Genomic DNA, 26,996 nt, shown 5'->3' with positions numbered 1-26,996 from the left:
ATGGGTAACCTAGCGCGAAAACTCCAACAAGAGCAGCATCATGAGCAGCAAAAACAAATGGTAAGAGCACCAAAAAAAGTAAAGGTAAGAAGTCCATGGCTTTCTCCTGGAGAAAAGATTTTGGGAATTATTTTTACAGGGATTGTTTGTTTTGGCGCTATCCATATTGTTTCTAATCAAGCAGCTATTTATGGAGTGAACAAAGATATCCAAGACACGAAAATGATGATTCAAGAACAGCAAAAAGTAAATGGTGATCTTCAAATGCAGGTAGGGGAGCTGAGTACGTACGAACGTATTTGGGCAAAAGCAAAAGAATTAGGTCTTAAATTAAATGAAAATAATGTTAAGGTTGTGCAAGATTAATGATAAAAAAACAGCCGAATATTAATTTTGGAGCAGCGATATTATTTGTAATATTTGGTCTGCTCTTTTTTGTCTTACTGTATCGCTTTATTTCAATTCAGGTAACTGGAGAGGCCGGAGGAGAAACACTTGCAGTAAAAGCTCAGCAAAAGTATGAAAAGGTAAGAACAATTGAAGCGAAGCGTGGAACAATCTATGATCGCAACGGAGAAGTCATTGCAACCGATACAAACTCATACAAATTAATAGCCATATTAGATGAGAGTATGACAACGAATAAGAAAAATCCACAGCATGTAGTCAATCCAGATAAAACAGCCAGAAAGCTTGCAAAAGTAATTGATATGGAAGAGTCGGAGATTTATAGACTTTTAACGAAATTAAATAAAGATGGTGAGCAGCCTTTCCAAGTAGAGTTTGGGAAAGCAGGGAGAGACTTATCTAATCAAAAGAAACGAGAAATTGAAGAGTTAAAACTGCCTGGCATCACTTTTATTAAGGATACGAAACGATTCTATCCAAATGGTGTTTTTGCGTCCCATTTAGTAGGTTATGTGGAGAAGAAGGAAACAGAAGATAATAAAACAGAAACAGTGGGCATGTTAGGGCTTGAACAAAGTTTGAACGACGTTCTTACTGGGAAAAACGGAAAAGTAAACTATGAGAGTGATATTTGGGGATATTTATTAGCGGACAGCACGGAAAAGATAACACCTGCTGTTAATGGAAAGGATATTTATTTAACACTTGATAAGAAAATCCAGACCTTTCTTGAGGATTCAATGAGTAAGGTTGATGAAAAATACAAGCCTGAAAAGATGATAGCCATTGTTGCTGATCCGAAAACCGGCGAAATTCTTGCAATGTCTCAAAGACCATCTTTTCATCCGAAGACAAAGGAAGGAATTTCAGAGACATGGCATAACGAGGCAGTTGAGAATTCCTTTGAACCAGGTTCAACAATGAAAATTTTCACATTAGCAGCGGCGGTTGAAGAAGGCGTCTTTAATAAGAATGAATTATATAAATCAGGCCAATATGCTGTTGATCCAAAATCAAGACCTGTTGGTGACCATAATAAAGGACAAGGCTGGGGCGTCATTTCCTATTATGAAGGTGTGCTTCGTTCCTCAAACGTTGCCTTTGCGAAAATAGTGAAAGAAAAGCTAGGTTATGAGACTTTCCGAGAATATCTCTCAAAATTTAAATTGGATCAGCCTACCGGCATTGAATTGCCTAATGAGGCAGCAGGGAAAATTCAATATGATTGGCCTCGGGATAAGGCGACAACAGGCTTCGGGCAAGCATCAGCAATTACTCCGATTCAGCAGGTCCAAGCAGCAACAGCTGTTGCAAATGATGGAACGATGATGAAGCCTCATGTCATTAGTAAAATTGTTGATCCAAGTAAAAAGGATTTGATAGAAAAAACGGAACCAGAGGTAACCGGAAATCCAATTTCAGCTAAAACAGCAAAAGAAGTAAGAGATATTTTGGAGGATGTTGTTTCTACTCCCAAAGGGACTGGATATAAATTATTTAATATTGATGGCTATGAAGTTTCAGGAAAGACAGGAACTGCACAAATACCGAAACCAGGTGGAGGCTATTTAACAGGGCGTCAAAACCTGTTTTTCTCCTTTCTTGGAATGGCTCCGACCGATGACCCGAAATTAATCGTATATGTAGCTGTCCAGCAGCCGCAAATCGATCTTCATACGAGCGGTGCACAACCGGTTGCAGATATATTTAAGCCGGTTATGAAGAGCAGTCTTCAGTACTTAAATATCGAGCCTGAGGAACAGGAAAAAGCTCAATATGAAAAAATTCCAAGTGTAATTGGGGCATCTGCTGAGGAAGCCAAAAATATATTAAGCAAGAAGGGTGTAAACCCAATCGTTATGGGCAAGGGCAAGAAGATAATTGGGCAGCTCCCTGGAAAAGGCACAAAACTGATGACAGGAGAAAATGTTGTACTGCTCACTGATAATGAAGGAACGATTCCTGATATGACAGGCTGGTCGTTAAGAGATGTCATGAAGGTTGCGAAATTGGGCAATTTGGAGTTGAATTCTGTTGGCAATGGCTATGTTGTGAAGCAAAATCTAAAACCAGGATCAACATTTAAAGAGGAAGATTATTTAATTGTTGAATTGGAGCTTCCAAGTAAGAAATATATGAAAGCAGAAAAAGAAGAAGAACCCGGTGATGAATCAGAATCACAAGAACAAAATATTGAAGTTCAAGATTAAATATTCTATTCAAAAAGGTACAAGCATATATTGGAACGAGCCATAATCTAAGGAGGTTCGTTCTTTCATGCGTGTTTCCAATGTAACAGTAAGAAAACGGTTGATGATTGCTTTAGTAGTTGGGATTCTTGTATTTTTTATAATTGATTTGCGACTTGGTTATGTTCAGTTTTTTCTGAGTACAACTTTAACAGATGGAGCAAAGGAATTATGGAGCAGGGATATTCCCTTTGAGCCTGAAAGAGGGGAAATTGTTGATCGGAATGGGGTTGCGCTTGCTACAAATGTGAGTGCACCAACAATCTATGTTGTTCCAAGACAAGTAAAGGATCCTGAAAATACGGCAGAAAAATTAGCCTCTATACTAAATGCTTCTAAGAAAAAAATTTATTCTGAAGTGACCAAAAAGGCGAAAGATGTAAGAATTACAGGCGGAAGGAAAATCTCTCATGAAAAGGCAAAGGAAATCAGAGCATTAAATTTAGAAGGAGTCTATATTGGCGAGGATTCTAAACGCCATTATCCTTTTGGGGATTATCTATCACATGTGCTTGGTTTTGCGGGTATTGACAATCAAGGACTGATGGGACTGGAACTTTATTATGATAAGGAATTAAAGGGTAAGAAAGGCTCTGTCCAGTTTTATGCAAATGCAAAAGGAGAGCGAATGAATGATATGGCGGATGATTATCAGCCGCCAGTTGATGGATTAGATTTAAGGCTGACAATTGATTCGAAAGTCCAGACCATTATGGAACGAGAATTAGATATAGCGGAAGCGACTTATAATCCAGATGGAATTATTGCTATCGCAATGAATCCAAATAATGGAGAAATTTTAGGGATGGCTAGCAGACCAGGTTTTGACCCTGCTAATTTCCGAAATGTTTCTCCGGATATATTTAATCGGAATTTGCCTATTTGGAGTACGTATGAACCGGGATCGACATTTAAAATTATTACGCTAGCAGCTGCTTTGGAGGAAGGAAAGGTTGACTTAGATAAAGACCATTTTCATGATCCTGGATATGTAAAAGTCGGTGGGGCACGCTTAAGATGCTGGAAAAAAGGCGGACATGGGAGCCAGTCATTCCTTGAGGTTGTCCAAAATTCCTGTAACCCAGGCTTCGTTGAACTTGGGGAACGCCTGGGGAAAGAAAAACTGTTCAAATATATTAAGGATTTTGGCTTTGGAGAAAAAACAGGGATTGACCTTCAAGGAGAAGGAACAGGAATTCTTTTTAATCTTGATCGTGTAGGACCTGTAGAACAAGCAACGACTGCCTTCGGACAGGGGGTTTCAGTCACTCCGATTCAACAGGTAGCTGCCGTATCTGCCGCAATTAATGGTGGGACCTTGTATACACCCTATATAGCAAAAGAACTGATTGATCCTAAAACGGGTGAAATTGTTATGAGGAAAACACCTACCGCTAAACGAACAGTCATATCCAAAGATACTTCAGATAAAATTAGATATGCATTAGAAAGTGTTGTTGCTCAAGGAACAGGCGGAAATGCCTTTATTGAAGGCTATCGAGTGGGCGGCAAGACAGGGACTGCACAAAAAGCGAAAGATGGAAAATACTTAGAAAATAATCATATTGTTTCATTTATTGGATTTGCTCCAGCAGACAATCCAGAGCTTGTTGTATATGTAGCTGTCGACAATCCGAAAGGAACCGTTCAATTTGGGGGATTAGTTGCAGCACCAATCGTTGGAAATATCATGGAAGATAGTTTAAGAGCGATGGGTGTAAAACCAAGAAAAGATCAAATTGAAAAAAAATATAAGTGGCCAGATGTTCCGATGATTGAAGTTCCGGACTTAGTTGGAATAACTAAACAAGAGTTAGGTGAGTTATTTATCAATTTGAAAATCGATGCAAGCGGATCAGGAAATAAAGTAGTGAAACAAACACCAGAAGCAGGTATAAAATTAAAAGAAGGCTCAACTATTCGACTTTATTTTGATGAGGAATAAATCTTAAAAAAGAGGGGCGGCGCTATAGCCGCCTATATTTACACGCCCTTTTCCAGTTATAAACAAATAGCTAAATAGAAAGTTTTCATGTAAAATGAAAATCGCGATGATTGTGGGGTTGATTGAAATGAAATTAAACACGCTCATTTCTTATTTACAGCCATATAAGACATACAGCGGAGATAACCCAGACATCTCTTCAATAGAAAACGACAGTCGGAACATCCAGAACGGCAGCCTGTTTATTTGCATCAAAGGATTTAATGTTGACGGACATGATTATGCTGAATTAGCTGTTCAAAACGGGGCAGCTGCAATCATAGCTGAAAAGAAAATGAATCTATCTGTTCCTGTTATTGTCGTCCCGGATTCAAAGCGGGCAATGTCTGTGTTAGCTGATGCATTTTTTGGACAGCCAAGCAGGAAACTCCATTTAATTGGCATAACGGGTACGAATGGGAAAACAACCATTAGCCACTTAATTGAAAAGATCATTTCAGATTCAGGTGAAAAAACAGGGCTAATTGGAACCATGTATACAAAAATTGCCGGAAAAAAATATGAAGTGAAAAATACGACACCTGATAGTCTAACCTTGCAGAAAATTTTCAGCCAAATGGTCGACGAGGGGATAAGCACTACGGTGATGGAGGTTTCTTCACACGCCCTTGATGAAGGGCGGATTCATGGGTGTGATTTTAATATTGCTGTTTTTTCAAACTTGACTCAAGACCACTTAGATTATCATAAAACAATGGAAGCCTATAAAAATGCAAAAGGACTGCTATTTTCACAGCTTGGAAGTGGTTTTTCTCAAAATCCTCCAAAATTTGCAGTTTTAAATAATGATGATGAAGCTTCAAAATCGTATATAAGAGCAACAGCAGCACATATTTTAACATATGGAATTGATAACAAGGCCGATCTTCAGGCGAAAAATATTCAAATAACTTCTTCTGGAACGTCCTTTGAATTAATCAGTCCGTTCGGGATACATAATGTATCGATGCAATTGATCGGTAAATTCAGTGTTTACAATGTGCTAGCAAGCATTGGGGCAGGTATCGCAACAGGGATACCTATTGAGCAAATCATTCAATCAATCAAAGAAGTACAAGGAGTTTCGGGACGTTTTGAAACAGTAGATGCAGGGCAGAACTTTTCTGTTATCGTGGATTATTCTCATACGCCAGACAGTTTAAAGAATGCTCTTACTACAGTAAAGCAGTTTGCGAAGAAAAGGGTATTCGTCATTGTTGGCTGTGGTGGGGATAGAGATCGATCGAAACGTCCGCTTATGGCTGAAATTGCTTGCCGCTTTAGCTCTGATCCAATCTTTACATCTGATAATCCAAGAAGTGAAGACCCGAAACAAATCTTAATAGATATGGAAGAGGGAGTTCAGGGATATCAATACAAGACAATTATAGATCGGAAAGAAGCCATACATTACGCTGTCAAAGCGGCAACCGCAGGGGATGTTATTCTAATTGCTGGGAAGGGACATGAAACGTATCAATTAATAGGTAATCAAATGATTCATTTTGATGATCGAGAAGTAGCAAAAGAGGCGATAGAGGGGCGATAAAATGTTTTTAACGTATGGTGATTTAGCGAAACTGTTTCCAAATAAATATGGGATACAGGACTATGAGCTGTATTTTCATACGGTCGCGTCAAATTCAGATGTATCGCAGCCTAAGGGAATATTTATTCCTTTTGAAGAAGGTTCAGGGAAATTGAGCAAGGCAATTGAAAATGGAGCAATTGCTGCATTGTGGGATGAGAAGGAAAGTATTCCCTCGTATACTCCTAATCATTTTCCAATTTTTATTACAAATGACTTATTGAAAGGCTTAATGGACATGATGGAACTATATATTGAAAATATAAGTAATACAAATCAAATACAAAAAGAAGTGACGAATTTTCTTTTTTTAGATGAAGTGCGTCTTAAAGAAACCGAATCAACATATGATATTGTTATAATGGCAGAAAAAATACGTACGGTAAAGGAACGGCTCCAGATCGGAAAGGAGGGAGCGAAATGATGGAGAAGGTTATTATTTTCACAATTATAATGGGCTTTTTAATATCAGCATTGCTTTCTCCGCTTTTTATTCCTTTCTTACGGAGGTTAAAGTTCGGGCAAAGTATTCGAGAGGAAGGTCCCCAGTCTCATCTTAAGAAATCAGGAACGCCTACGATGGGGGGAATTATGATCCTTCTCTCCATTACCATTACAACATTGGTAATGACTAGTAAATTCTCTGAGCCAACAATGAAAATTTATTTACTTCTGCTTGTAACTTTAGGATTTGGCTTACTAGGATTTTTGGATGATTTTATCAAAGTAGTTATGAAGAGAAACTTAGGATTGACTTCCTTGCAAAAATTACTCGGGCAAATTGTCATTTCCGTTATTTTTTACCTTGTTTTAAGACAAAATGAGTTTTCAACGGCGATTCATATCCCGTTAACAGATTACTCCTTTGATTTAGGATGGTTTTATGTATTCTTTATTATTTTCTGGCTTGTTGGGTTTTCAAATGCAGTTAATCTTACCGATGGTTTAGATGGGCTTCTTTCAGGGACTGCAGCAATCGCTTTTGGAGCGTTTGCTGTTTTGGCATGGAATCTGTCCCAGTTTGAAATATCGATCTTTTCTGTGGCAGTTTCTGGAGCTGTCCTAGGCTTTCTAGTATTTAATGCTCACCCGGCAAAGGTTTTTATGGGAGATACTGGCTCGCTTGCATTAGGGGGAGCGATTGCTGCGGTAGCGATTTTAACAAAATTGGAGATTATTTTAATTATTATCGGCGGCGTTTTTGTTATCGAAACGCTTTCCGTCATTCTTCAAGTCATTTCTTTTAAAACAACGGGAAGAAGAATTTTTCGCATGAGTCCATTGCATCATCACTATGAGCTAGTAGGCTGGTCAGAGTGGCGTGTAGTTGTAACATTTTGGACTGTTGGTTTATTGTGTGCGATTCTTGGAATTTATATCGAGGTGTGGATGTAATTGAAACAGGTTAATCACTATCTTCATAGAAAAGTACTAGTCCTTGGACTAGCAAAAAGCGGGGTTGCAGCAGCCTCTCTATTACATAAACTTGGTGCATTTGTAACTGTAAACGATTTTAAACCCTTGTCAGAAAATGTTGAGGCTCAAGGGCTTCTTGAACAGGGCATTACGGTCATATGTGGAGGACACCCAGTAGAATTGCTTGATGAAGGCTTTCAGCTTGTCGTCAAAAATCCAGGTATTCCTTATCATAATCCAATGATTCAAAGGGCGATTGAGATCGGAATTCCTGTCATTACAGAGGTGGAGTTAGCCTATCAAATTTCAGAGGCACCCTTTGTGGCAATCACTGGAACGAACGGGAAGACAACGACAACTACCCTTGTTTTTGACATGCTGAAGGAAGGGGGAAAGCTCCCCCTTATTGCAGGGAATATTGGCACTGTTGCTTCTTCTGTTGCTCAGGAAGCAACGTCTGAAAACACAATAGTTATTGAGCTTTCTTCTTTTCAGCTAATGGGCATTGAAACATTTAATCCGAGGATTGCGATATTAACTAATCTTTACGATGCACATCTCGATTATCATGGGACAAGAAAAGAATACGTACAGGCGAAAGCAAATATTACTAAAAATCAGACTTCGGCTGAATTTTTTATCGTCAATTCTGAGCAAGAAGAAACGATGGCTGTTGCAAAAGAGTCAAATGCCAGCATTATTCCTTTTTCTTCAAAAAGAGTATTGGAGAAAGGGGCGTATATTAGGGAAGGCTGGATTTATTTTAATGATGAACAAGTGCTTGAATTAAAAGATATTCTTTTACCTGGGGCACATAATTTAGAGAATATATTATCTGCAATTGCGGCTGCAAAGCTTTCAGGTGTTGACAATGAAGCGATATTTAAAGTATTAAAATCGTTCTCTGGCGTTAAGCATCGCCTGCAATTTATTACTGAATTTAAGGAAAGAAAGTTTTACAATGACTCAAAGGCAACAAATATGCTAGCAACACAAAATGCAATTGCTGCCTTTAAAGAGCCGATTATTCTGCTTGCTGGCGGATTGGATCGCGGAAATGAATTTGATGAGCTAATTCCATTTTTAAAGAATGTAAAGTCAGTGGTGACCTTCGGACAAACAGCAGAAAAAATCGAGCGGGCAGCGGAAAGTGCAGGAATAAAAACAATTAAGCGTGTCGATAATGTGGAAAAAGCCGTACCCGTAGCCTACCAGTTTTCTGAACCAGGGGATGTGATTCTTCTATCGCCTGCTTGTGCAAGCTGGGATCAATATAAAACTTTTGAGGTCAGGGGAGACATTTTTATACAAGCGGTGCATATGCTTAAGTGAGGGCTTGGACACGATTTATTAGAAATACAGCATGGTGAGTCATCTTATTCGCTTGTATGCGAGTTGAAGCTTTCGTTACAAAGCCCTAAAACTTGCATTCGAGGTGTTTTAGTTGCCAACAAAAAGAACGACTCCCGATCTAATATTAATTATTGTTACACTAACATTGCTTGCTGTAGGGCTGACAATGGTATACAGTGCGAGTGCTGTATGGGCAGAGTATAAATTTAACGATTCGTTTTTTTTCGCAAAAAGACAGATGCTCTTTGCAGCGGTCGGGATTGCGGCCATGTTTTTTATTATGAACATTGATTACTGGACATGGAGAACATGGGCAAAGGTTATAATTGTAATCTGCTTTGTTCTATTAGTTATCGTACTGATACCGGGAATTGGAAATGAACGAAATGGATCAAGGAGCTGGATTGGTGTAGGTGCCTTTTCTATTCAGCCCTCTGAATTTATGAAGCTTGCGATGATTTCGTTTTTAGCTAAATTTTTATCTGAAAAGCAGAAATTGATTACCTCATTTAAAAAAGGATTAGTTCCTTCATTAGGATTAGTATTTTTAGCTTTTGGGCTCATTATGCTTCAGCCTGATTTAGGGACAGGAACGGTTATGGTTGGCACTTGCATCGTGATGATTTTCATTGCTGGTGCAAGAATTCGCCATTTCATCATTCTTGGTCTTATTGGATTATCTGGATTTGTAGGACTTGTCCTTTCTGCTCCATATCGGATGAAGCGGATTACTTCATTCTTAGATCCATGGGAAGATCCGTTAGGAAGCGGTTTTCAAATTATTCAATCCTTATATGCTATTGGTCCAGGGGGATTATTCGGACTAGGGCTTGGACAAAGTAGGCAAAAATTCTTTTATCTTCCTGAACCGCAAACTGATTTTATTTTCGCTATTTTATCGGAGGAGCTTGGTTTTATCGGAGGTTCTTTCGTTATCTTATTGTTTGCTTTGCTTCTATGGAGAGGAATCCGGATTGCGCTAGGAGCGCCGGATTTATATGGAAGTTTCCTAGCTGTAGGAATTGTTGCTATGGTTGCCATTCAGGTTATGATTAATATTGGGGTTGTTATCGGTTTAATGCCAGTTACTGGTATCACTCTTCCGTTTTTAAGTTATGGGGGATCCTCTTTAACCCTAATGCTGATGGCTATCGGCGTATTATTGAATATTAGCCGATACTCAAGATTTTAAGACCTGACCCTGTATGAGCAGGGTTTCTTTTTATTTTTTATAAGAATGACATAAAGCAGGATGATATACCTAAAATTTATTACATTTACATATCAAAACGTTTTCTGTTTTTAATCGCAGGTTTTTATATAGTAGAATAGTGGAAAGTAGAGGATCTGTTTTATTAATTTATTTTACTCGACTTTTGAGGTGAAAAGATGAAGATTGTTGTTAGCGGTGGTGGCACGGGTGGACACATTTACCCGGCTCTAGCCCTTATTCGTGAAATTCAAAAAGAAGAAAAAAACGTAGAGTTTTTATATATTGGTACTGAAAAAGGATTAGAGAGTACGATTGTTCCAAGAGAAAATATTCCTTTCCAATCCATACATATAACAGGGTTTAAGAGAAAACTTTCATTTGAAAATATCAAAACCGTGCTCCGTTTTATAAAGGGTGTGCATGAGAGTAAAAGGATGCTGAAGAAATTTAAGGCAGATGTAGTGATTGGAACAGGGGGCTATGTGTGTGGTCCTGTTGTATATGCTGCGGCTAAGTTAGGCATACCAACAATTATACATGAACAAAACAGCGTCCCTGGTTTAACGAATAAATTTCTTAGCAAATATGTTGACCGCGTGGCTGTTTGTTTTGATGAAGCTAAGCAGTATTTTCCTAAAGAAAAAGTAGTCTTAACAGGAAATCCTCGAGCATCTGAGGTTCTAGGACAGGATGGAATCAGGGGAAGACTTTCAGTTGGTTTAAAAACCAATGTCCCACTCGTATTAATCGTTGGCGGAAGCAGGGGGGCAAAACCAATAAATGAGGCAGTCTTAAAATCTCTAACTGAGCTTGGCGAAAAGCCTTATCAGATATTATATGTGACCGGGGAAGTTCATTATGAAGAAGTGAAGAAGGAAGTTGACTTAATAGGAAATCCAAAAAATGTAATGATTAAACCGTTTGTACATAATATGCCTGAGGTTCTTGCTGGAACTGATTTAACTGTTGCAAGATCAGGGGCAACAACACTTGCTGAATTAACCTCATTGGGAATTCCAAGTATTTTAATTCCCAGCCCGTATGTAACGAATAATCATCAGGAGAAAAACGCTAGAGCATTGAGTGATCATGGGGCAGCAGTCCTTCTATTAGAACAAGAGCTAACAAGCAAAAAGCTTATCGAAGGCATGGATCAAATTTTAATGGATGATAAAAAATTACAAGAAATGAAAAGTTCAGCCAAAAACCTTGGCATACCTGATGCAGCAAAGAGACTCTACGATTTAATGGAAGAACTTGTGAAGAAATAAAGTAAATACCTGCACATATGAAGGCAGTAGCCCTTATTGTGCAGGTGCATAAAATAGTATCAATATTGACTTTTGGAAGGGCAGGGGAGATATTTGTGCATGAGTTAATTACAAAGCTCCATGAATTAAACATTGGCATTGTGAAGGAAAATGAACCTTTAGCCAACCATACAACAATGAAGATAGGAGGTCCGGCTGATTTATTTATCGAACCTTCTTCAATTGATAATATGATAAAAACGATGGAATTAATTAACGAATATAAAATGAAATGGACAGCGATTGGCAGAGGATCGAATCTGCTTGTTTCGGATTTAGGCATAGAGGGAGCAGTGATTAAACTAGGTCGAGGAATGTCCAGTCTTGCGGTAAATGGAACAGAAGTGAAAGCTGGCGGGGGCTATTCTCTAGTTAGTCTATCAACACAGCTAAGCAGGCAAGGATTGAGCGGACTAGAATTTGCAAGTGGAATCCCCGGTTCAGTAGGAGGGGCTGTCTTTATGAATGCAGGGGCACATGGCTCTGATATTTCAAACATCCTAACAAAGGCGCTTATACTTTTTGAAGACGGAAAGGTTGAGTGGTTATCAAATAAAGATATGATGTTTTCCTATCGAACCTCGATCCTTCAAAATAAACGGCCTGGTGTAGTTCTTGAAGCGGTTTTCCAGCTGAAATCAGGAGATAAAGAAATTATTTTCTCAGAAATGCAAAAAAACAAGGAATATCGTAAATTAACACAGCCATGGAATTTCCCATGTGCTGGCAGTATATTTAGAAATCCTCTTCCAAATCATGCTGGGAAGCTTGTCCAAGATGCTGGATTAAAGGGGTATACAATCGGTGGAGCAAAAATTTCTGATATGCATGGAAATTTTATTGTGAATACTGGCAATGCAACTGCTCAGGATGTTTTGTCATTAATTAGTTATATAAAGGAAAAAATCTATGATTTATATCAGATTGAGATGCATACGGAAGTGGAAATAATCGGTCGAAAGTAACGGGAAATAATCCTTACTTATTCCATTTCTTGTGATATAATTATACTCTAAAGATCCTAGAAGGATTTGGGTAAGAGCGGCATGTCTGGACGTGCCGTTATTTTCTCAATTATTGCATCCTAAAGGCTTGTGCTCGCTTTTAGGATGCAATAATTGGACAAGCAATTTTGTTATGTCTTGAGGTGAAATAGAATGGAAAATGGGAAAATTGTCTCTCTTGAAGATCGGATTCCAAAACTAAAACAACAAAGGAGGAAAAAAGCAAATAGAAGGCTTATATTCTTACTGCTTTTATTTTTCTCACTGATTGTTTTTATCGTATATTTCCAATCACCATTAAGCCATGTACATAAAATTGAAGTTTTAGGAAATTCTTTTTATAGTGACCATGAGCTGCTTAAAACAGCTGATCTTTCAAATAATACAAATATTTGGAAGGTTAAGGAAGAAACGATTGAGGAGAAACTAAAGAAGCTGCCTGAGATAAAATCAGCAGCGGTGAAAGTTCAATTGCCGAGTTCGGTTTCAATTACTATAAAGGAATATAAACGGATTGCTTACATAAAAAAAGACAAGCATTATGTACCAGTAAATGAAAATGGGAAAATATTGAAGAATACTGGCGAGAACGAGGAAATTCCAGCCAATGCACCGATACTTATCGGTTTTTCGGAAGGAAATGTTCTTAATGAGATGATTGAAGAACTAGGAACATTGCCAGATGAAGTATTCAATTCAATTTCAGAGATTCATCATTCCCCGAAAGAAACGGATACTTATCATGTCACACTTTTTATGAATGATGGATTTGAGGTAAGTGCAACGATTCGGAGCTTTTCAGAAAAAATGACACATTATCCTTCCATTGTAAGCCAATTAGATCCTGCACAAGAAGGAGTTATTGACATGGAGGTCGGCTCTTATTTTAAAGCTTATGAACAAGAGGGAGCTGATGAAAATGACGATAAAGAAGAAACTGAAAGTGAAGGGTAATCATGTAATATTTTCTTTAGTTTTTCTTGTTCTCGGCTACATTATAGCCTTTTCATACCATGTGACGAAAAGTGAAGGAGAGAATATAGCCATTACTGGAAAACAGTGGGATAGAGATTTAGAGCTTCGTAATCAACTGGTTGATTTGGAGAAAAAAAATCTTACATTACAAAAGGAACTGCACGAAAAACAAGAGAGGGTTCGAGAAATAGAAAATGAATTATCTCAAGAAGCCCAAGTTTATTTCAATCTTGCGGAAGATGCAGAAAAATTAAGAATGTATCTTGGGAAAATTGGAGTAAAGGGTCAAGGTGTAGAAGTGACTCTTTCGGATGGCGCATATAACCCTGATGAAGAGAATATTAACAATTATATTGTACATGAACAGCATGTCTTTAAGGTTATTAATGAACTTTATATTTCTGGAGCTTCAGCTATTGCCATTAATGGGCAAAGGCTTTCTCATAATTCTTATATTATTTGCAATGGTCCTGTAATTGAAATTGACGGTTACCAGCATCCGGCCCCTTTCGTTATTACGGCTATTGGTGATGCCGAAGTTTTATCTTCTGCATTGAATTTAACAGGAGGGGTTAAAGATTCCTTAGTTAATGAAAATATTCAATTTACATTAGAAGAAAAGGCAGAGGTTGTAATGGAGCCATTATTACAGGCTACTTAATTGAAAGGGAACAAATCATATTTACCAGGCTGAAGATTCACTTTAACTCCATTTTTTAGTTAACGTCCACTTTTTAAATAAAGTTTGGAAAGCAAGGTGAAAAACGTGGACAAAAAGAAAAAAAATTTCAGTTTTACTCTCATTGCTATCGTGATAGGTTTTATGATTGCTATTCAGTTTAGAACAGTAAAGGAACCGGAAGTCCGCGATACTCGTGATACATGGCAGCTTCGTGATGACATCTTAAAAGAGAATGAGCTGCAGCTTAAACTTATCCGTGAAGTTCAATCACATGAAGAAAAAATTGCCCAGTATGAAACGGAGCTAAAACATGGCAAGGAGCAAGTCTTAAGGGAAACGCTAGATGAGTTAAAAGAAGAGGCAGGACTTACAGAAGTAACAGGTTATGGCATTATATTATCAATTGAGCCTGTCATGGAAGATATTCTTATTGGCAAAACTGTATCAAATGTATCGCCCGATTTATTAAAAAGACTAGTAAATGAACTGAATATGTATGAAGCATCACATATTGCGATAGACAACCAGCGTATCATCAATACGACAGTTATCCGCGATATAAATAACGAAACTAAAATTGATGGCCATTCAATTAAGAAACTGCCATTTGATATTATGGTTATTGCTGAGGATGCAAAAGGAGCTGAGAAATTATACAACAGGATGCAAGTATCTAAATCAGCTGACGAATTCTTTGTTGACAATTTACGGGTTAAGGTTATTAAACCAGAAGGGAAAATAACTATACCCGCTTATCAAAATTCAATTAGAATTAGGGATATGAAGCCTGAGGATCCTGAAAAAGGAGGCAATTCATAATGTGGCTTCCTGTGCTAGGCCTAATTATTGGTGTGGTTCTTGGACTGTTAACTGAGATAAAAGTTCCTGAGGAATACGCAAATTATTTATCGATTGCTGTCCTTGCGGGTCTCGACACTCTCTTCGGAGGAATAAGGGCTCAATTGCAAAATATCTATGATGAAAAGGTTTTTGTCTCAGGTTTCTTTTTTAATATTATACTTGCTGCAAGTTTGGCTTTTCTAGGTGTCCATCTTGGTGTAGACTTATATTTAGCTGCAGTATTTGCTTTTGGTGTGAGACTATTCCAAAATATTGCGGTTATTAGAAGGATATTATTAACGAAATGGACAGTAAACAGGGAAAAAACAGAAAAAAGTTAAATTTTAAAAAGGGAAATAGGATAGTTTTGACGAATAATTTGATTAATTAAATAAATAAAGTGAAAATGGAGCAAATAAAGTACTTTTATACTTATAATTGAACAGATTTTTGCTCCGACCTTTCCTTTTTATTGTACATTTTTTTCTAAAAGATGATGCAGAGCCCACAGTACAAAGGAATTTGTACAATTATTAATAAAATAAATTAATAATGAATCTAATTAGATTATTGAAATGCAAAAAGGAGGTGCCAGAGAATGAACAACAATGAAATATATGTAAGTCTTGACATCGGTACATCCAGTGTAAAGGTTATCATTGGAGAAATGGTCAATGACTCTTTAAATATTATTGGTGTCGGCAGTGTGAAGTCCGAAGGTTTAAGAAAAGGATCCATTGTTGATATAGATGAAACCGTTCATTCGATAAGGAAAGCAATTGAACAGGCTGAGAGAATGATAGGAATGGAAATTACTAGTGTAATAGTTGGAATTACCGGGAATCATGTCATGCTCCAGCCCTCACATGGTGTAGTTGCAGTATCAAGTGAGAATAGGGAAATAACTGATGAGGATGTTGCAAGAGTTATAGATGCAGCACAAGTCGTTTCCATCCCGCCAGAAAGAGATATTATCGATGTCATTCCAAGACAGTTTATTGTCGATGGATTAGATGAAATCAGCGATCCACGCGGGATGATAGGTGTCCGTCTAGAAATGGAAGGAACGATCATTACCGGATCAAAGACAATCTTACATAATACATTACGCTGTGTTGAACGCGCTGGTCTTGAGATCATTGATATTACACTTCAGCCTCTGGCTGCTGGGGCATATGCTTTATCCAAGGATGAAAAAAATCTTGGGGTTGCCCTCGTTGATATTGGTGGCGGTTCAACAACGATTGCACTATTTGAGCAAGGTATTCTCAGAGCTACAAGTGTCTTACCTGTCGGCGGGGATCACATTACGAAAGATTTATCGATTGGTCTGCGCACGTCTACAGAGGACGCAGAAAAAATTAAAACGAAATATGGATATGCTTTTTATGATCATGCATCAGAAGATGAAGTATTTAGCGTGCCTATTATCGGCAGTGATCAGCATCAGCAATTTAACCAGCTGGAAATCTCCGATATTATTGAAGCAAGAATGGAAGAAATCTTTGATCTCATTCAAAATGAAATAAGACGTTTAGGGACCCATGACTTGCCTGGCGGATATGTTTTGTCAGGCGGGGTAGCAAACACTCAAGGAATACTTGAATTAGCACAGGATGTATTTCAAAACAGGGTTCGTATTGCGATACCTGATTATATTGGTGTGAGAGAACCGCAATATACAACGGCGGTAGGACTAATAAAATTTGCGTATAAAAATGCAAAGCTGCAAGGCAGAAAAATGGGGGGAGCAGCTCCTGTCAATACTCAAGAAATGAAAGAAAAACGCGTACAAAAACAACCGCAACCGAAAGCGAAGCCGGAAAAACAACCGGAAGAAAAAATTACATCTAGAGTGAAGAAGTTCCTTGGATACTTTTTTGAGTAAAAATGGTGTTCTTTAGGAACATCGACGAATTAGGAGGATTTGTCATGTTGGAATTTGATACTAATTTAGATTCATTAGCAACGATAAAAGTCATCGGCGTTGGCGGCGGCGGTAACAACGCGGTTAACCGTATGATTGAACATGGTGTACAAGGGGTAGAATTTATAGCTGTTAATACGGATGCTCAAGCATTAAATCTATCAAAAGCAGAAATAAAAATGCAAATTGGCGGTAAGCTTACCCGCGGTCTTGGTGCCGGTGCTAACCCTGAAGTTGGAAAAAAGGCTGCTGAAGAAAGCAAAGAGCAAATTGAGGAAGCATTAAAAGGAGCAGACATGGTTTTCGTTACTGCTGGAATGGGTGGCGGAACCGGAACTGGTGCAGCTCCAGTTATTGCCCAAATTGCCCGTGATTTAGGTGCGCTGACAGTAGGTGTCGTTACCCGTCCATTCACATTTGAAGGACGAAAGCGTTCTACACAGGCAGCAGGTGGAATTGCTTCTATGAAGGAAGCGGTAGACACACTTATTGTTATACCTAATGATCGATTATTAGAAATTGTTGATAAAAGTACGCCAATGCTTGAGGCATTCCGTGAAGCAGATAATGTCCTGCGTCAAGGGGTACAAGGTATTTCTGATTTAATTGCTACACCAGGATTGATCAATCTGGATTTTGCCGATGTTAAAACTATTATGTCTAACCAGGGATCAGCTTTAATGGGTATTGGGATTGCTGCAGGTGAAAATCGTGCAGCTGAAGCAGCGAAGAAGGCTATTTCCTCTCCATTACTTGAAAAATCAATTGATGGGGCTCAAGGGGTTCTAATGAACATTACTGGAGGTACGAACTTAAGCCTATATGAAGTTCAAGAAGCAGCGGATATTGTGGCTACAGCTTCTGATCAGGATGTTAACATGATCTTTGGGTCTGTTATTAATGAGGATTTAAATGATGAGATTGTTGTAACAGTTATCGCAACAGGATTTAATGAGGACGTAGTACAAGTTAAACAGCCGACAAGACCTTCATTTGGACAACAGCAGAAGCCAAACTCATTGGGAACGGTGAAACGTGAGCAAAAGAGAGAAGAAATTTCACATGAACCAGTGAGAAGTACTCCTTCTCAACAAACTGAAGAAACATTGGATATCCCAACTTTCTTACGAAACAGAAATAGAAGACGCTAATTTTAATAAATTGAAAAAAGACATGCTCCCAATTAGGAGCATGTCTTTTTTATTTTGCGTGTGCAGGTTCTTTTAATTCCATAGCAGGACCAAAGAATTCATAGCGAATATTTTCTCTTTTAAATCCGGCTTCAATTAATGCTTCGAACATGGCTTGCATAAATATAACTGGTCCACACATATACACAATTGAGTCTTTATCTTTTACAATGTTTTTCAGCCAATCTGCTGTAATAAAACCTTCTTTGTCAAATCTTTTATCTTCCTTGTCAAGATCAGTAGGTTTTTCGTAACAGAAAAAACTTGTAATGGCTTCATTATTTTGGGAGATTTGCTTGACCTCATCTGAAAATGCATGGACATTTCCATTGATTGCCGCATGAACAAACACTGATTGTTTATTCTTATCAGCAAGATGATTGAGCATACTAAGCATTGGAGTAATTCCTACACCGCCGCTTAGCAGCAATACGGATTTGCCATTGTTTTCTTCAAATACAAAATCACCAGCAGGTGCACTGATTTCAACAATGTCCCCTGCCTGAACCTCGTTATGCAAGTAGGTAGAGACGACACCCGCCGGTTTATCATTGATTTCATCCTCTCGCTTAACAGAGATACGGTAATACTCTTTATTTGGTGAGGTAGATAAGCTATATTGACGAATATGTGCAAACTGCTGTCCAGGAATGTTTGTAAGTTTCAGGCTAATATATTGCCCTGGTAAATAATCAGTAACTTCTCCTCCATCAGCAGGTTTGAAATAAAATGATTTAATGCAATCGCTCTCTTGAACAATTTTTTCTACTTTAAAGTTCTTGAAGTCCTTCCATCCGCCTGTCTGATTTTCAGCTGCCTCGTACATGCCTTGCTCTACGGTAATAAACGCATCTGCAATGACTGCATATGCCTTAGCCCATGCATCAATAATTTCTTCTGTTGCCGCATCTTGAAGTACTTCCTTAATTGCTAATAACAAATGCTCCCCAACAATCGGATAATGCTCTGGCTTGATGCCTAATGAACGGTGCTTATGAGCAATTTGAGTGACTACTGGGATAATAGCATCGAGCTGATCGATATACTTTGCTGCTGCATAAACTGTGCTGGCAAGAGCCTTTTGCTGACGTCCTTGTTTTTGATTTGCGTGATTAAAGATATTTAATAATTCTGGATGATTTTTGAACATTAATTCATAGAAAGTTTTTGTAATTGCTTCTCCGTGCTGTTCTAAAACGGGTACAGTGCTTTTAATAATATCAATTGTTTTTTGGTCTAACATGCTGCAAAACTCCCTTATTTCTATTTTCCCTGTAATTATAGTGAATTCAAAAAGTGATTACTGTGATTTACATCACACATTTAAGTGAAGAATTCGTTTTTAACGAATGAAAAAGATAAATAATGACAAAATCCGAAGAGAATAGTGAAAATTTCTATCGTTTTCATTACAGAAAGTGACACACTCCATCTAGTGGAGTACGTTATACTTTTTTTAACAGATTAATAGGGTGAAAAATAGAAGACGAATCCATTCTTGCGTAATCCAATTAGTGAAAATAGATAAAGGGAGGAAGAAGATTGGAGGTTTATTTAGATATTATTTGGGCATTGAATTTTTTATTTGATAGCCTCCTCCTTTATTTGACAGCAATTATATTAAAAAGAGATATCCGGCTATGGAGGATTTTTGCTGGGGGATTGATCGGTTCAGTAATTATTCTATTATCAATCACTCCATTACATTCCTATGCTGGTCATCCGCTTACAAAATTGTTTTTTTCGATTGTCATGGTTTTGACCTCATTCGGATTTAAAAGAATTCGCTTTTTTCTAAGAGGTTTAATGACATTTTATTTAATGACCTTTTTAATTGGCGGCTCTTTAATAGGTGTCCATTATTTTGTGAAATTTGATTTAAAGCTTTCGTCCACTGTGTTATTAGCAAGTGTAAAGGGCTTTGGTGATCCAATTAGCTGGCTTTTTGTTCTTTTAGGTTTTCCGGTTGCCTGGCATTTTTCTAAACGCAATATGGAAGCCATTGAAATAACAAAAATTCAATATGATTCATTGATCAAGGTGATTATTCAGATAAATGATGTATCTTATCAATTCAAGGGATTAATTGACAGTGGAAATCAGCTCTATGATCCGATTTCTAAAATGCCAGTTATGTTTATATCTATTAAAGACAGATTAGCGGATTTTCCTGGCTATCTAGTTGAAATGGCGGAAAACCCTGAAAAATTCATTCTTGGAACCGAGGATATAGTACCAGATTGGGAGAATAGAATGCGAATTATCCCATATAGTGTACTTGGACAAGAGCATCAGTTAATCATTGCGATTAAGCCGGATAAGATTCTTATTGAAAAAGATGGAGAGCTCTATCATGTGGACAGGGGATTCGTTTCTTTTTCTGTACAGCAGCTTTCTCCTGATGATGCATTTCAGTGTATCGTTCACCCCAAAATGTTAACAAGCACTAGAAGAGCAGACGCAAAACATGCATAATTCATTTCATCTATCAACAACTTTCTATACAGAGGAGGACATTCCATGAAAAGGTTAAAGCTTCGCATCTCATACTATTGGTATAAATTTTTAATGAAACTCGGTCTGAAAACAGATGAAGTATTTTACATCGGCGGAAGTGAAGCATTGCCTCCTCCTTTAAGCAAAGAAGAAGAGGAAGTATTGTTAGAAAAGCTCCCAAATGGAGATAAGGCAGCAAGGTCTATCCTTATTGAAAGAAATTTACGTTTAGTTGTCTATATTGCGAGGAAATTTGAAAATACGGGAATAAATATAGAAGATTTAATAAGTATCGGGACGATTGGATTAATTAAGGCAGTAAATACCTTCAATCCTGAGAAAAAAATCAAGCTAGCTACATATGCTTCAAGATGTATTGAAAATGAAATTCTTATGTACCTAAGAAGAAATAACAAAATTCGCTCTGAAGTTTCGTTTGATGAGCCGTTAAATATTGATTGGGATGGAAATGAGCTTCTTCTATCAGATGTACTAGGGACAGATGAAGATATTATTACGAAGGATTTGGAGGCAAATGTCGATAAGAAACTGCTTTCTAAAGCATTGCACCAGTTATCTGATCGTGAAAAGCAAATAATGGAGCTGCGTTTTGGTCTTGGAACTGGGGAAGAAAAAACTCAGAAGGATGTGGCGGATATGCTGGGAATATCCCAGTCTTATATTTCCCGATTGGAAAAAAGAATTATAAAAAGGTTGAAGAAGGAATTTAATAAAATGGTATAAGTCATTTTATTTTAAGAAATAAAAAATATTTTTTTAAAATAAAAACGACTGAAAAACTGCTAGTTTTATGAAGTTTTATTCTTTTTGACTATGAATAGTGAAACGAGGCAAGTGCATATTTTTCCTTCTCAAGGAAATACTGTTTTTTGTACAGCAGCTCCTGTGAGGAGGGAAAAGGATTGACTCGAAATAAAGTAGAAATTTGCGGTGTTGATACTTCGAAGCTTCCAGTATTGAAAAACGAAGAAATGAGAGAGCTCTTCAAGCAAATGCATAAGGGGGATATATCCGCGCGGGAAAAACTCGTCAACGGTAATTTACGTCTCGTACTGAGTGTCATTCAGCGTTTTAACAACAGAGGCGAATTTGTTGATGACCTATTCCAGGTCGGCTGTATCGGTCTAATGAAATCTATTGATAATTTTGATTTAGGTCAAAACGTGAAGTTTTCCACCTATGCTGTTCCGATGATAATTGGGGAGATAAGAAGATATTTGCGTGACAATAATCCCATACGCGTCTCTCGTTCTTTAAGAGATATTGCTTATAAGGCACTACAAGTGAGAGAACGATTAATGAGCAAAACATCCAAGGAGCCGACAGCTGCTGAAATTGCGAAAGAGCTTGATGTCCCACATGAGGAAATTGTCTTTGCATTAGATGCAATTCAAGATCCTGTCTCATTATTTGAGCCAATTTATAATGATGGCGGAGACCCGATCTATGTTATGGATCAATTAAGTGATGAAAAAAATAAAGATATCCAATGGATTGAGGAGATCGCTCTAAAGGAAGGGATGAGGAGGCTGAATGATCGAGAAAAAATGATACTTAGAAAGCGATTTTTCCAAGGGAAAACCCAAATGGAGGTTGCTGAGGAAATCGGCATTTCACAAGCACAAGTGTCTAGACTTGAAAAAGCTGCAATTAAACAAATGAATAAAAATATCCAAAGCTAAAGCTGCCAAATTGGCGGCTTTTTTTGTCGGGGCTGACGAGTCGCCTCCGCTTTTCGATTTTCCTTAATAAAAACATGTTTGATAACAATAATTTTACATATGTAATCATATATTTTATATAGAATGAAATACTGGGGGCGTGAGAAATGATTAAAATCTCTGAATTCCAATTAAAAGATGTAGTAAATGTATCAAACGGAAAGAAATTAGGAAATATTGGGGATATTGATATAAATATTCAGACAGGAACTATAAATGCTGTGATCATTGGGGGAGCAGGGAAAGTATTAGGTTTTTTTGGACGTGACGAAGATATTGTCATTCCTTGGAAAAATATATTGAAAATTGGGGAAGATGTCATTTTAGTGAGGCATAAAGATAGTAATATGTTGAATATTGCTGAGGAAGATGCATAAATATGTCTTTTAAAACTGTGAAGTCAATGATTGTTATGGTAAACTAAAGAAAATATGAACAGCAAAAAGTTTCCGATTAATTACTGACAAAATCGTTTTTCTGCGGAAGATGTGCTGGGCTAGAAAATTGAAGCTGAGGGATATAGAATGGAACCATTTGTCTTGAAAGATACTCGATATTTTCTTATAAAAGAATGGATGGATAAATTCCCAAATTTAGTTGCAGGATTCACATCAAAGAATGGCGGCATTAGTAAATCATATTTCTCTACTTTGAATCTTGGCTTACATGTAAATGATACTATCACTAGTGTGAAAGAAAATCGTCAATGTGTGGCGGATGCACTTCATTTCCCAGTTGAAAACTGGATTGGAGCAGAACAAACCCATAAGGTAAACATAGAAATAGTTTCGAAGAAAGATGCGGGTATTGGCTCCCTGAGTTATGAAGAATCCTTCAAGGATACAGACGGTTTTTTTACCTACGATAAAAACATCTTGTTAACACTTTGTTATGCAGATTGTGTCCCATTATTTTTCATACATGAAGAATCAGGGGCAATTGGTTTGGCACATGCAGGATGGAAGGGAACAGTTAACGGGATTGCAGAGGAAATGGTGAAATTATACAAGGGGAGAGGCATGGAAGAAAAAGAAATTCATGTCATTATTGGTCCTTCTATATGCAGAACTTGTTATATTGTAGATGAACCTGTGATCACTCTAGTTAAGAAGAAACTAGGGGATAATATGAATCATCTATTCCATCAAAGACAAGAAAATCAATTTGAATTAGACTTAAAGGAAGTAAATAAAGCGATTCTCTTACATGCAGGTGTATTAGAGGAAAACATTCAAGTATCAGATTTTTGTACCAGCTGCCATGAGGAACATTTTTTCTCCCATCGCAGAGACAAGGGAAGTACGGGGAGAATGATGAGCTTTATCGGCTGGAAGGAGGATTTACACGTTTGAAGGTAGAAGAAAATCTGCAGATAATTCAAGAAAACATCGAGATGGCTTGTAGCAGGTCAAACAGACATCCAAATAATGTTACAATTATTGCAGTCACTAAGTATGCAACAATTGAAAGAGCTGAGGAAGCGGTTGAAGCGGGTGTTATCCATTTAGGAGAGAACCGGGATGAGGGTCTCTTGGCTAAATGGGATACATTGAAGGACAAGCCAACTTGGCATTATATTGGAACATTGCAAACACGCAAAGTAAAAAATATCATTGATAAAGTTGATTATATTCACTCTCTTGACCGAATGTCACTTGCAGAAGAAATAAATAAGAGAGCAAACAAAGTAACGAATTGTTTTGTTCAAGTAAATGTTTCAGGAGAGGAGTCAAAGCAGGGGCTTTCCCCGGATGAAGTAAGTGAGTTTGTATTAAGCTTAAGCAAGTATGATAAAATACGAATTTGTGGTTTGATGACAATGGCGCCATTTACAGAGGATGAGCATTTGCTGCGTACCTGTTTCCGAAAACTTAATAAGCTGCAGAAGGAAATAAAAAACTTAGAACTTATGTATGCGCCTTGCACAGAGCTCTCAATGGGAATGTCTAATGACTATGTGATTGCCATTGAAGAAGGGGCTACTATGGTAAGAATAGGAACCGCTTTAGTAGGCGAAGAAGGAGTAGGAGGTTGATCAAAAATGAGTATAAAATCAAAATTTAAAACATTTTTCTTCTTAGATGATGAATATGACTATAAGGATGAGGAAATCGTCGAAGAAGAATTGGAGCCTATTAAACAATCTCAAAAAGCTCAGCCAGCACAAAAAAATAATATTGTCAGCCTGCAAAGTGTGCAAAAGTCATCTAAAATGGTCCTCGTTGAACCACGAGTTTATGCAGAAGCACAGGATATTGCTGACCATTTGAAGAATAGACGTGCTGTCGTCGTTAATCTACAAAGAATTGAGAAGGATCAAGCAAAAAGAATCGTTGACTTCCTAAGCGGGACAGTATATGCAATTGGTGGAGATATTCAAAAAATCGGTACAGATATTTTCCTATGTACACCTGATAATATTGAAATCTCTGGGAATATTTCGCAAATGATGCAAGAGCAAGATTTCGAAAATACGAGGTGGTAGCACTAAATGGGACTTTTATTCAGCATTATTGCAACAATCATTAACTACTATTCGTGGGCATTAATAATTTATATTCTTTTGTCATGGTTTCCAGGTGCAAGAGAATCTGCAATTGGTCAATTTTTAGCAAGGATTTGTGAGCCTTATTTAGAACCTTTTAGGAAAATTATACCGCCACTCGGCATGATCGACATTTCACCAATCGTTGCGATTTTAGTTCTTAAATTTGCAATGAGCGGGTTAGGGCAATTATTTGTATGGATAAGCTAACTATGCAAGAGGGCTTTTATTCGGCCCTTTTTATTTTTGGCTTTTAAAGGGGTTTATGATTGAATGACAATTTACCAGCATTTCCGTCCAGAAGAAAAAGAATTTATCGATCAAGTTCTTAACTGGACGGATTCAGTAGATGCTGCCTACGCACCGAAATTAACCGATTTTCTTGATCCGAGGGAGCAGGAAATCGTTCGGTCAATTATTGGCAATCAAACGGAAGTGAAATTTGAATTATTTGGCGGTACACAATCTGCGGAACGAAAGCGTGCAATCATTTACCCAGATTATTTTCAACTGGAAGAAAATGATTTTCAAATTAGTTTATTTGAAGTAGTTTACCCTAGTAAATTTATTTCACTTGAACATCCGCAGGTGCTTGGCAGCTTGATGTCTTTAGGCTTAAAAAGAGGCAAATTCGGTGATATTCTTGTTCATGACGGGAGAATTCAGTTTTTTGTTTCTAAAGACGTGGAGGACTATATTTCCATGCAATTAGAATCGGTTGGGAAAACATCTGTCAGTTTGCGTGCACAACCGTTTGAAAATGCCCTGCAGCCAGAAGAGAATTGGCATGAAATTTCTGTCACATCTACTTCACTGAGACTAGATACTGTAATTTCTGCTATTTATAATATATCGAGGCAAAAGTCACAAGGTTTTATCCAGCAAGGTCTGGTAAAATTAAATTGGACCTTAATTGAAAACCCTGCTTTCGAATGCAAAGAATATGATATGATATCTGTCAGGGGCTTTGGACGAGCTAAAGTCATCTCCATTGAAGGAAAAACAAAAAAAGATAAATGGAAAATTACCGCTGGGAAGGCAAAGTAATTCTATAACTAGCAAATTTGAATACATTAAAGTATAGCTTGTTTTGTCATTTCCTTTTATAAAAATTATTTTCAATTTGCAGGAATATGCTGCAAGTTGTCGAATAATAGCTTTATACATAATTGAAGGATTTTGGGAGGTGGCCATGATGCCATTAACACCGTTGGATATTCATAATAAGGAATTTAGCAAAGGATTCCGAGGCTATGATGAAGACGAAGTGAACGAATTTCTTGACCAAGTGATAAAAGATTATGAAATTGTCATTCGGGAGAAAAAGGAATTAGAAGAAAGGCTTAACGATCTCAACGAACGAATTGGCCATTTTACAACGATTGAAGAAACTTTAAACAAATCAATTGTCGTGGCGCAGGAAGCAGCTGAAGAAGTGAGGAGAAATGCGCAAAAAGAAGCAAAGCTCATCATTAAGGAAGCTGAGAAAAATGCTGATCGCATTGTAAATGAATCTTTATCGAAGGCAAGAAAAATTGCTCTAGAAATTGAAGAGCTGAAAAAGCAGTCAAAGGTATTTAGGACTCGCTTTAAAATGCTTATTGAAGCACAATTAGATCTTTTGAATAATGATGATTGGGATCATCTTCTTGAATATGAGCTCGATGCAACGGAATTAAAATCTGCACAAGAAGAGGATTCATTAGCTTGACGAAATTCGAATAAATGCATATAATTTTTAAAACAAAGTAAATTAGAACTATGAACTGTGAGAGGGACAGTACAATATTTAAATGCTTTAATCAGTGCATGAATTTTGCCTGTTAGCGATCCGGGGATGGTGAAAGCCCGGCAGAAGCAAAATATTGGAAAATCACCCTTGAGTTCCTTGCTGAACGTTCCTTGAATTATTAAGCAAAGGCGATTCATTCGCGTTAAGAATGCTTGAGCGGATAGGAAATAAATGCATTTCTATCTACAAGGGTGGTACCGCGGGAGTTAAAACCTTCTCGTCCCTTTTTGGGATGAGAGGGTTTTTTTATATTCTCTTGACAGTAAGTTTTATTGTGCTAAG

The 26,996-nt window shown here is 37.5% G+C and carries 27 protein-coding genes and 1 other annotated feature; of the genes, 26 read left to right on the top strand and 1 reads right to left on the bottom strand.

Annotated features, from left to right (window positions below):
• From ftsL to ftsZ, 16 genes are all read left to right on the top strand, one after another.
• Complete coding sequence (gene ftsL / locus C1726_RS01595; protein WP_102271552.1) at positions 1 to 366, top strand: cell division protein FtsL; 366 nt, start codon at positions 1 to 3, stop codon at positions 364 to 366.
• On the top strand, positions 366 to 2,618 hold the full coding sequence (locus tag C1726_RS01590; RefSeq protein WP_102271551.1) for a penicillin-binding protein: 2,253 nt from the start codon (positions 366 to 368) through the stop codon (positions 2,616 to 2,618). Before ftsL ends, C1726_RS01590 begins: the two co-directional genes overlap by 1 nt.
• Before the next feature lie 67 nt (positions 2,619 to 2,685).
• Positions 2,686 to 4,602: a stage V sporulation protein D gene (locus tag C1726_RS01585; RefSeq protein ID WP_102271550.1), complete on the top strand. Its 1,917-nt coding sequence runs from the start codon at positions 2,686 to 2,688 to the stop codon at positions 4,600 to 4,602.
• Positions 4,603 to 4,729: 127 nt separating this feature from the next.
• Positions 4,730 to 6,190 carry a UDP-N-acetylmuramoyl-L-alanyl-D-glutamate--2,6-diaminopimelate ligase gene (locus tag C1726_RS01580; protein ID WP_102271549.1) on the top strand — a complete coding sequence of 487 codons (1,461 nt, stop codon included), beginning with the start codon at positions 4,730 to 4,732 and terminating at the stop codon, positions 6,188 to 6,190.
• A gap of 1 nt (position 6,191) precedes the next feature.
• Positions 6,192 to 6,653, top strand: coding sequence for a hypothetical protein (locus C1726_RS01575; RefSeq protein WP_102271548.1), 462 nt, complete (start codon positions 6,192 to 6,194; stop codon positions 6,651 to 6,653).
• Positions 6,650 to 7,624, top strand: a complete 975-nt coding sequence (gene mraY, locus C1726_RS01570) for a phospho-N-acetylmuramoyl-pentapeptide-transferase (protein ID WP_057766634.1) — start codon at positions 6,650 to 6,652, stop codon at positions 7,622 to 7,624. Before C1726_RS01575 ends, mraY begins: the two co-directional genes overlap by 4 nt.
• The gene (gene murD, locus C1726_RS01565; RefSeq protein ID WP_102271547.1) at positions 7,625 to 8,977 is read left to right on the top strand and encodes a UDP-N-acetylmuramoyl-L-alanine--D-glutamate ligase; all 1,353 of its coding nucleotides are present in this window, start codon (positions 7,625 to 7,627) and stop codon (positions 8,975 to 8,977) included.
• Positions 8,978 to 9,089: 112 nt separating this feature from the next.
• Positions 9,090 to 10,190: a stage V sporulation protein E gene (gene spoVE / locus C1726_RS01560; protein ID WP_102271546.1), complete on the top strand. Its 1,101-nt coding sequence runs from the start codon at positions 9,090 to 9,092 to the stop codon at positions 10,188 to 10,190.
• A gap of 197 nt (positions 10,191 to 10,387) precedes the next feature.
• On the top strand, positions 10,388 to 11,482 hold the full coding sequence (gene murG, locus C1726_RS01555) for an undecaprenyldiphospho-muramoylpentapeptide beta-N-acetylglucosaminyltransferase (protein ID WP_102271545.1): 1,095 nt from the start codon (positions 10,388 to 10,390) through the stop codon (positions 11,480 to 11,482).
• Between the two features lie 95 nt (positions 11,483 to 11,577).
• Positions 11,578 to 12,486, top strand: a complete 909-nt coding sequence (gene murB / locus C1726_RS01550; protein WP_102272331.1) for a UDP-N-acetylmuramate dehydrogenase — start codon at positions 11,578 to 11,580, stop codon at positions 12,484 to 12,486.
• A gap of 192 nt (positions 12,487 to 12,678) precedes the next feature.
• Entirely contained in the window at positions 12,679 to 13,479 is an 801-nt protein-coding gene (locus C1726_RS01545; protein WP_102271544.1) for a cell division protein FtsQ/DivIB, read from the top strand.
• Positions 13,445 to 14,161, top strand: a complete 717-nt coding sequence (locus C1726_RS01540) for a DUF881 domain-containing protein (RefSeq protein WP_180968063.1) — start codon at positions 13,445 to 13,447, stop codon at positions 14,159 to 14,161. The genes C1726_RS01545 and C1726_RS01540 overlap by 35 nt, the downstream gene beginning before the upstream one ends.
• A gap of 105 nt (positions 14,162 to 14,266) precedes the next feature.
• Complete coding sequence (locus C1726_RS01535) at positions 14,267 to 15,001, top strand: DUF881 domain-containing protein (RefSeq protein ID WP_102271542.1); 735 nt, start codon at positions 14,267 to 14,269, stop codon at positions 14,999 to 15,001.
• Positions 15,001 to 15,363 carry a small basic family protein gene (locus C1726_RS01530; RefSeq protein WP_102271541.1) on the top strand — a complete coding sequence of 121 codons (363 nt, stop codon included), beginning with the start codon at positions 15,001 to 15,003 and terminating at the stop codon, positions 15,361 to 15,363. The genes C1726_RS01535 and C1726_RS01530 overlap by 1 nt, the downstream gene beginning before the upstream one ends.
• Before the next feature lie 257 nt (positions 15,364 to 15,620).
• Positions 15,621 to 16,910, top strand: coding sequence for a cell division protein FtsA (gene ftsA / locus C1726_RS01525; RefSeq protein ID WP_102271540.1), 1,290 nt, complete (start codon positions 15,621 to 15,623; stop codon positions 16,908 to 16,910).
• A 44-nt stretch (positions 16,911 to 16,954) separates the two neighbouring features.
• Complete coding sequence (ftsZ, locus tag C1726_RS01520; RefSeq protein WP_102271539.1) at positions 16,955 to 18,100, top strand: cell division protein FtsZ; 1,146 nt, start codon at positions 16,955 to 16,957, stop codon at positions 18,098 to 18,100.
• 49 nt (positions 18,101 to 18,149) lie between these two features.
• On the opposite strand, the gene hmpA is transcribed toward ftsZ, so the two are convergent.
• Positions 18,150 to 19,382 carry an NO-inducible flavohemoprotein gene (gene hmpA / locus C1726_RS01515; protein ID WP_102271538.1) on the bottom strand — a complete coding sequence of 411 codons (1,233 nt, stop codon included), beginning with the start codon at positions 19,380 to 19,382 and terminating at the stop codon, positions 18,150 to 18,152.
• Between the two features lie 299 nt (positions 19,383 to 19,681).
• Here hmpA and spoIIGA point away from each other — a divergent pair, with 299 nt between their 5' ends.
• The 10 genes from spoIIGA to C1726_RS01465 all read left to right on the top strand — a co-directional run bounded on the left by spoIIGA (position 19,682) and on the right by C1726_RS01465 (position 26,633).
• Positions 19,682 to 20,614, top strand: a complete 933-nt coding sequence (spoIIGA, locus tag C1726_RS01510; protein WP_102271537.1) for a sigma-E processing peptidase SpoIIGA — start codon at positions 19,682 to 19,684, stop codon at positions 20,612 to 20,614.
• Between the two features lie 45 nt (positions 20,615 to 20,659).
• Complete coding sequence (gene sigE / locus C1726_RS01505; protein WP_057766608.1) at positions 20,660 to 21,379, top strand: RNA polymerase sporulation sigma factor SigE; 720 nt, start codon at positions 20,660 to 20,662, stop codon at positions 21,377 to 21,379.
• 179 nt (positions 21,380 to 21,558) lie between these two features.
• Complete coding sequence (sigG, locus tag C1726_RS01500) at positions 21,559 to 22,338, top strand: RNA polymerase sporulation sigma factor SigG (RefSeq protein ID WP_053475586.1); 780 nt, start codon at positions 21,559 to 21,561, stop codon at positions 22,336 to 22,338.
• 146 nt (positions 22,339 to 22,484) lie between these two features.
• On the top strand, positions 22,485 to 22,754 hold the full coding sequence (locus tag C1726_RS01495; RefSeq protein ID WP_102271536.1) for a YlmC/YmxH family sporulation protein: 270 nt from the start codon (positions 22,485 to 22,487) through the stop codon (positions 22,752 to 22,754).
• Between the two features lie 147 nt (positions 22,755 to 22,901).
• Positions 22,902 to 23,729, top strand: a complete 828-nt coding sequence (gene pgeF / locus C1726_RS01490; RefSeq protein ID WP_102271535.1) for a peptidoglycan editing factor PgeF — start codon at positions 22,902 to 22,904, stop codon at positions 23,727 to 23,729.
• Positions 23,726 to 24,412, top strand: a complete 687-nt coding sequence (locus C1726_RS01485; protein ID WP_102271534.1) for a YggS family pyridoxal phosphate-dependent enzyme — start codon at positions 23,726 to 23,728, stop codon at positions 24,410 to 24,412. Before pgeF ends, C1726_RS01485 begins: the two co-directional genes overlap by 4 nt.
• A gap of 6 nt (positions 24,413 to 24,418) precedes the next feature.
• The gene (locus C1726_RS01480; protein ID WP_102271533.1) at positions 24,419 to 24,862 is read left to right on the top strand and encodes a cell division protein SepF; all 444 of its coding nucleotides are present in this window, start codon (positions 24,419 to 24,421) and stop codon (positions 24,860 to 24,862) included.
• Positions 24,863 to 24,868: 6 nt separating this feature from the next.
• The gene (locus C1726_RS01475) at positions 24,869 to 25,132 is read left to right on the top strand and encodes a YggT family protein (RefSeq protein ID WP_102271532.1); all 264 of its coding nucleotides are present in this window, start codon (positions 24,869 to 24,871) and stop codon (positions 25,130 to 25,132) included.
• Positions 25,133 to 25,195: 63 nt separating this feature from the next.
• Positions 25,196 to 25,969: a YlmH family RNA-binding protein gene (locus C1726_RS01470; RefSeq protein WP_102271531.1), complete on the top strand. Its 774-nt coding sequence runs from the start codon at positions 25,196 to 25,198 to the stop codon at positions 25,967 to 25,969.
• 148 nt (positions 25,970 to 26,117) lie between these two features.
• The gene (locus C1726_RS01465; RefSeq protein ID WP_053475593.1) at positions 26,118 to 26,633 is read left to right on the top strand and encodes a DivIVA domain-containing protein; all 516 of its coding nucleotides are present in this window, start codon (positions 26,118 to 26,120) and stop codon (positions 26,631 to 26,633) included.
• A 48-nt stretch (positions 26,634 to 26,681) separates the two neighbouring features.
• Positions 26,682 to 26,942: a binding site (T-box leader), on the top strand.
• Positions 26,943 to 26,996 lie beyond the last annotated feature (54 nt).

This window comes from Cytobacillus massiliigabonensis, from assembly GCF_900199725.1.
Taxonomy (GTDB): Bacteria; Bacillota; Bacilli; order Bacillales; family Cytobacillaceae; genus Cytobacillus; species Cytobacillus massiliigabonensis.
The sequence above is the reverse complement of the archived record's forward strand: the minus strand, read 5'-3'. Positions and strand labels throughout refer to the sequence as shown.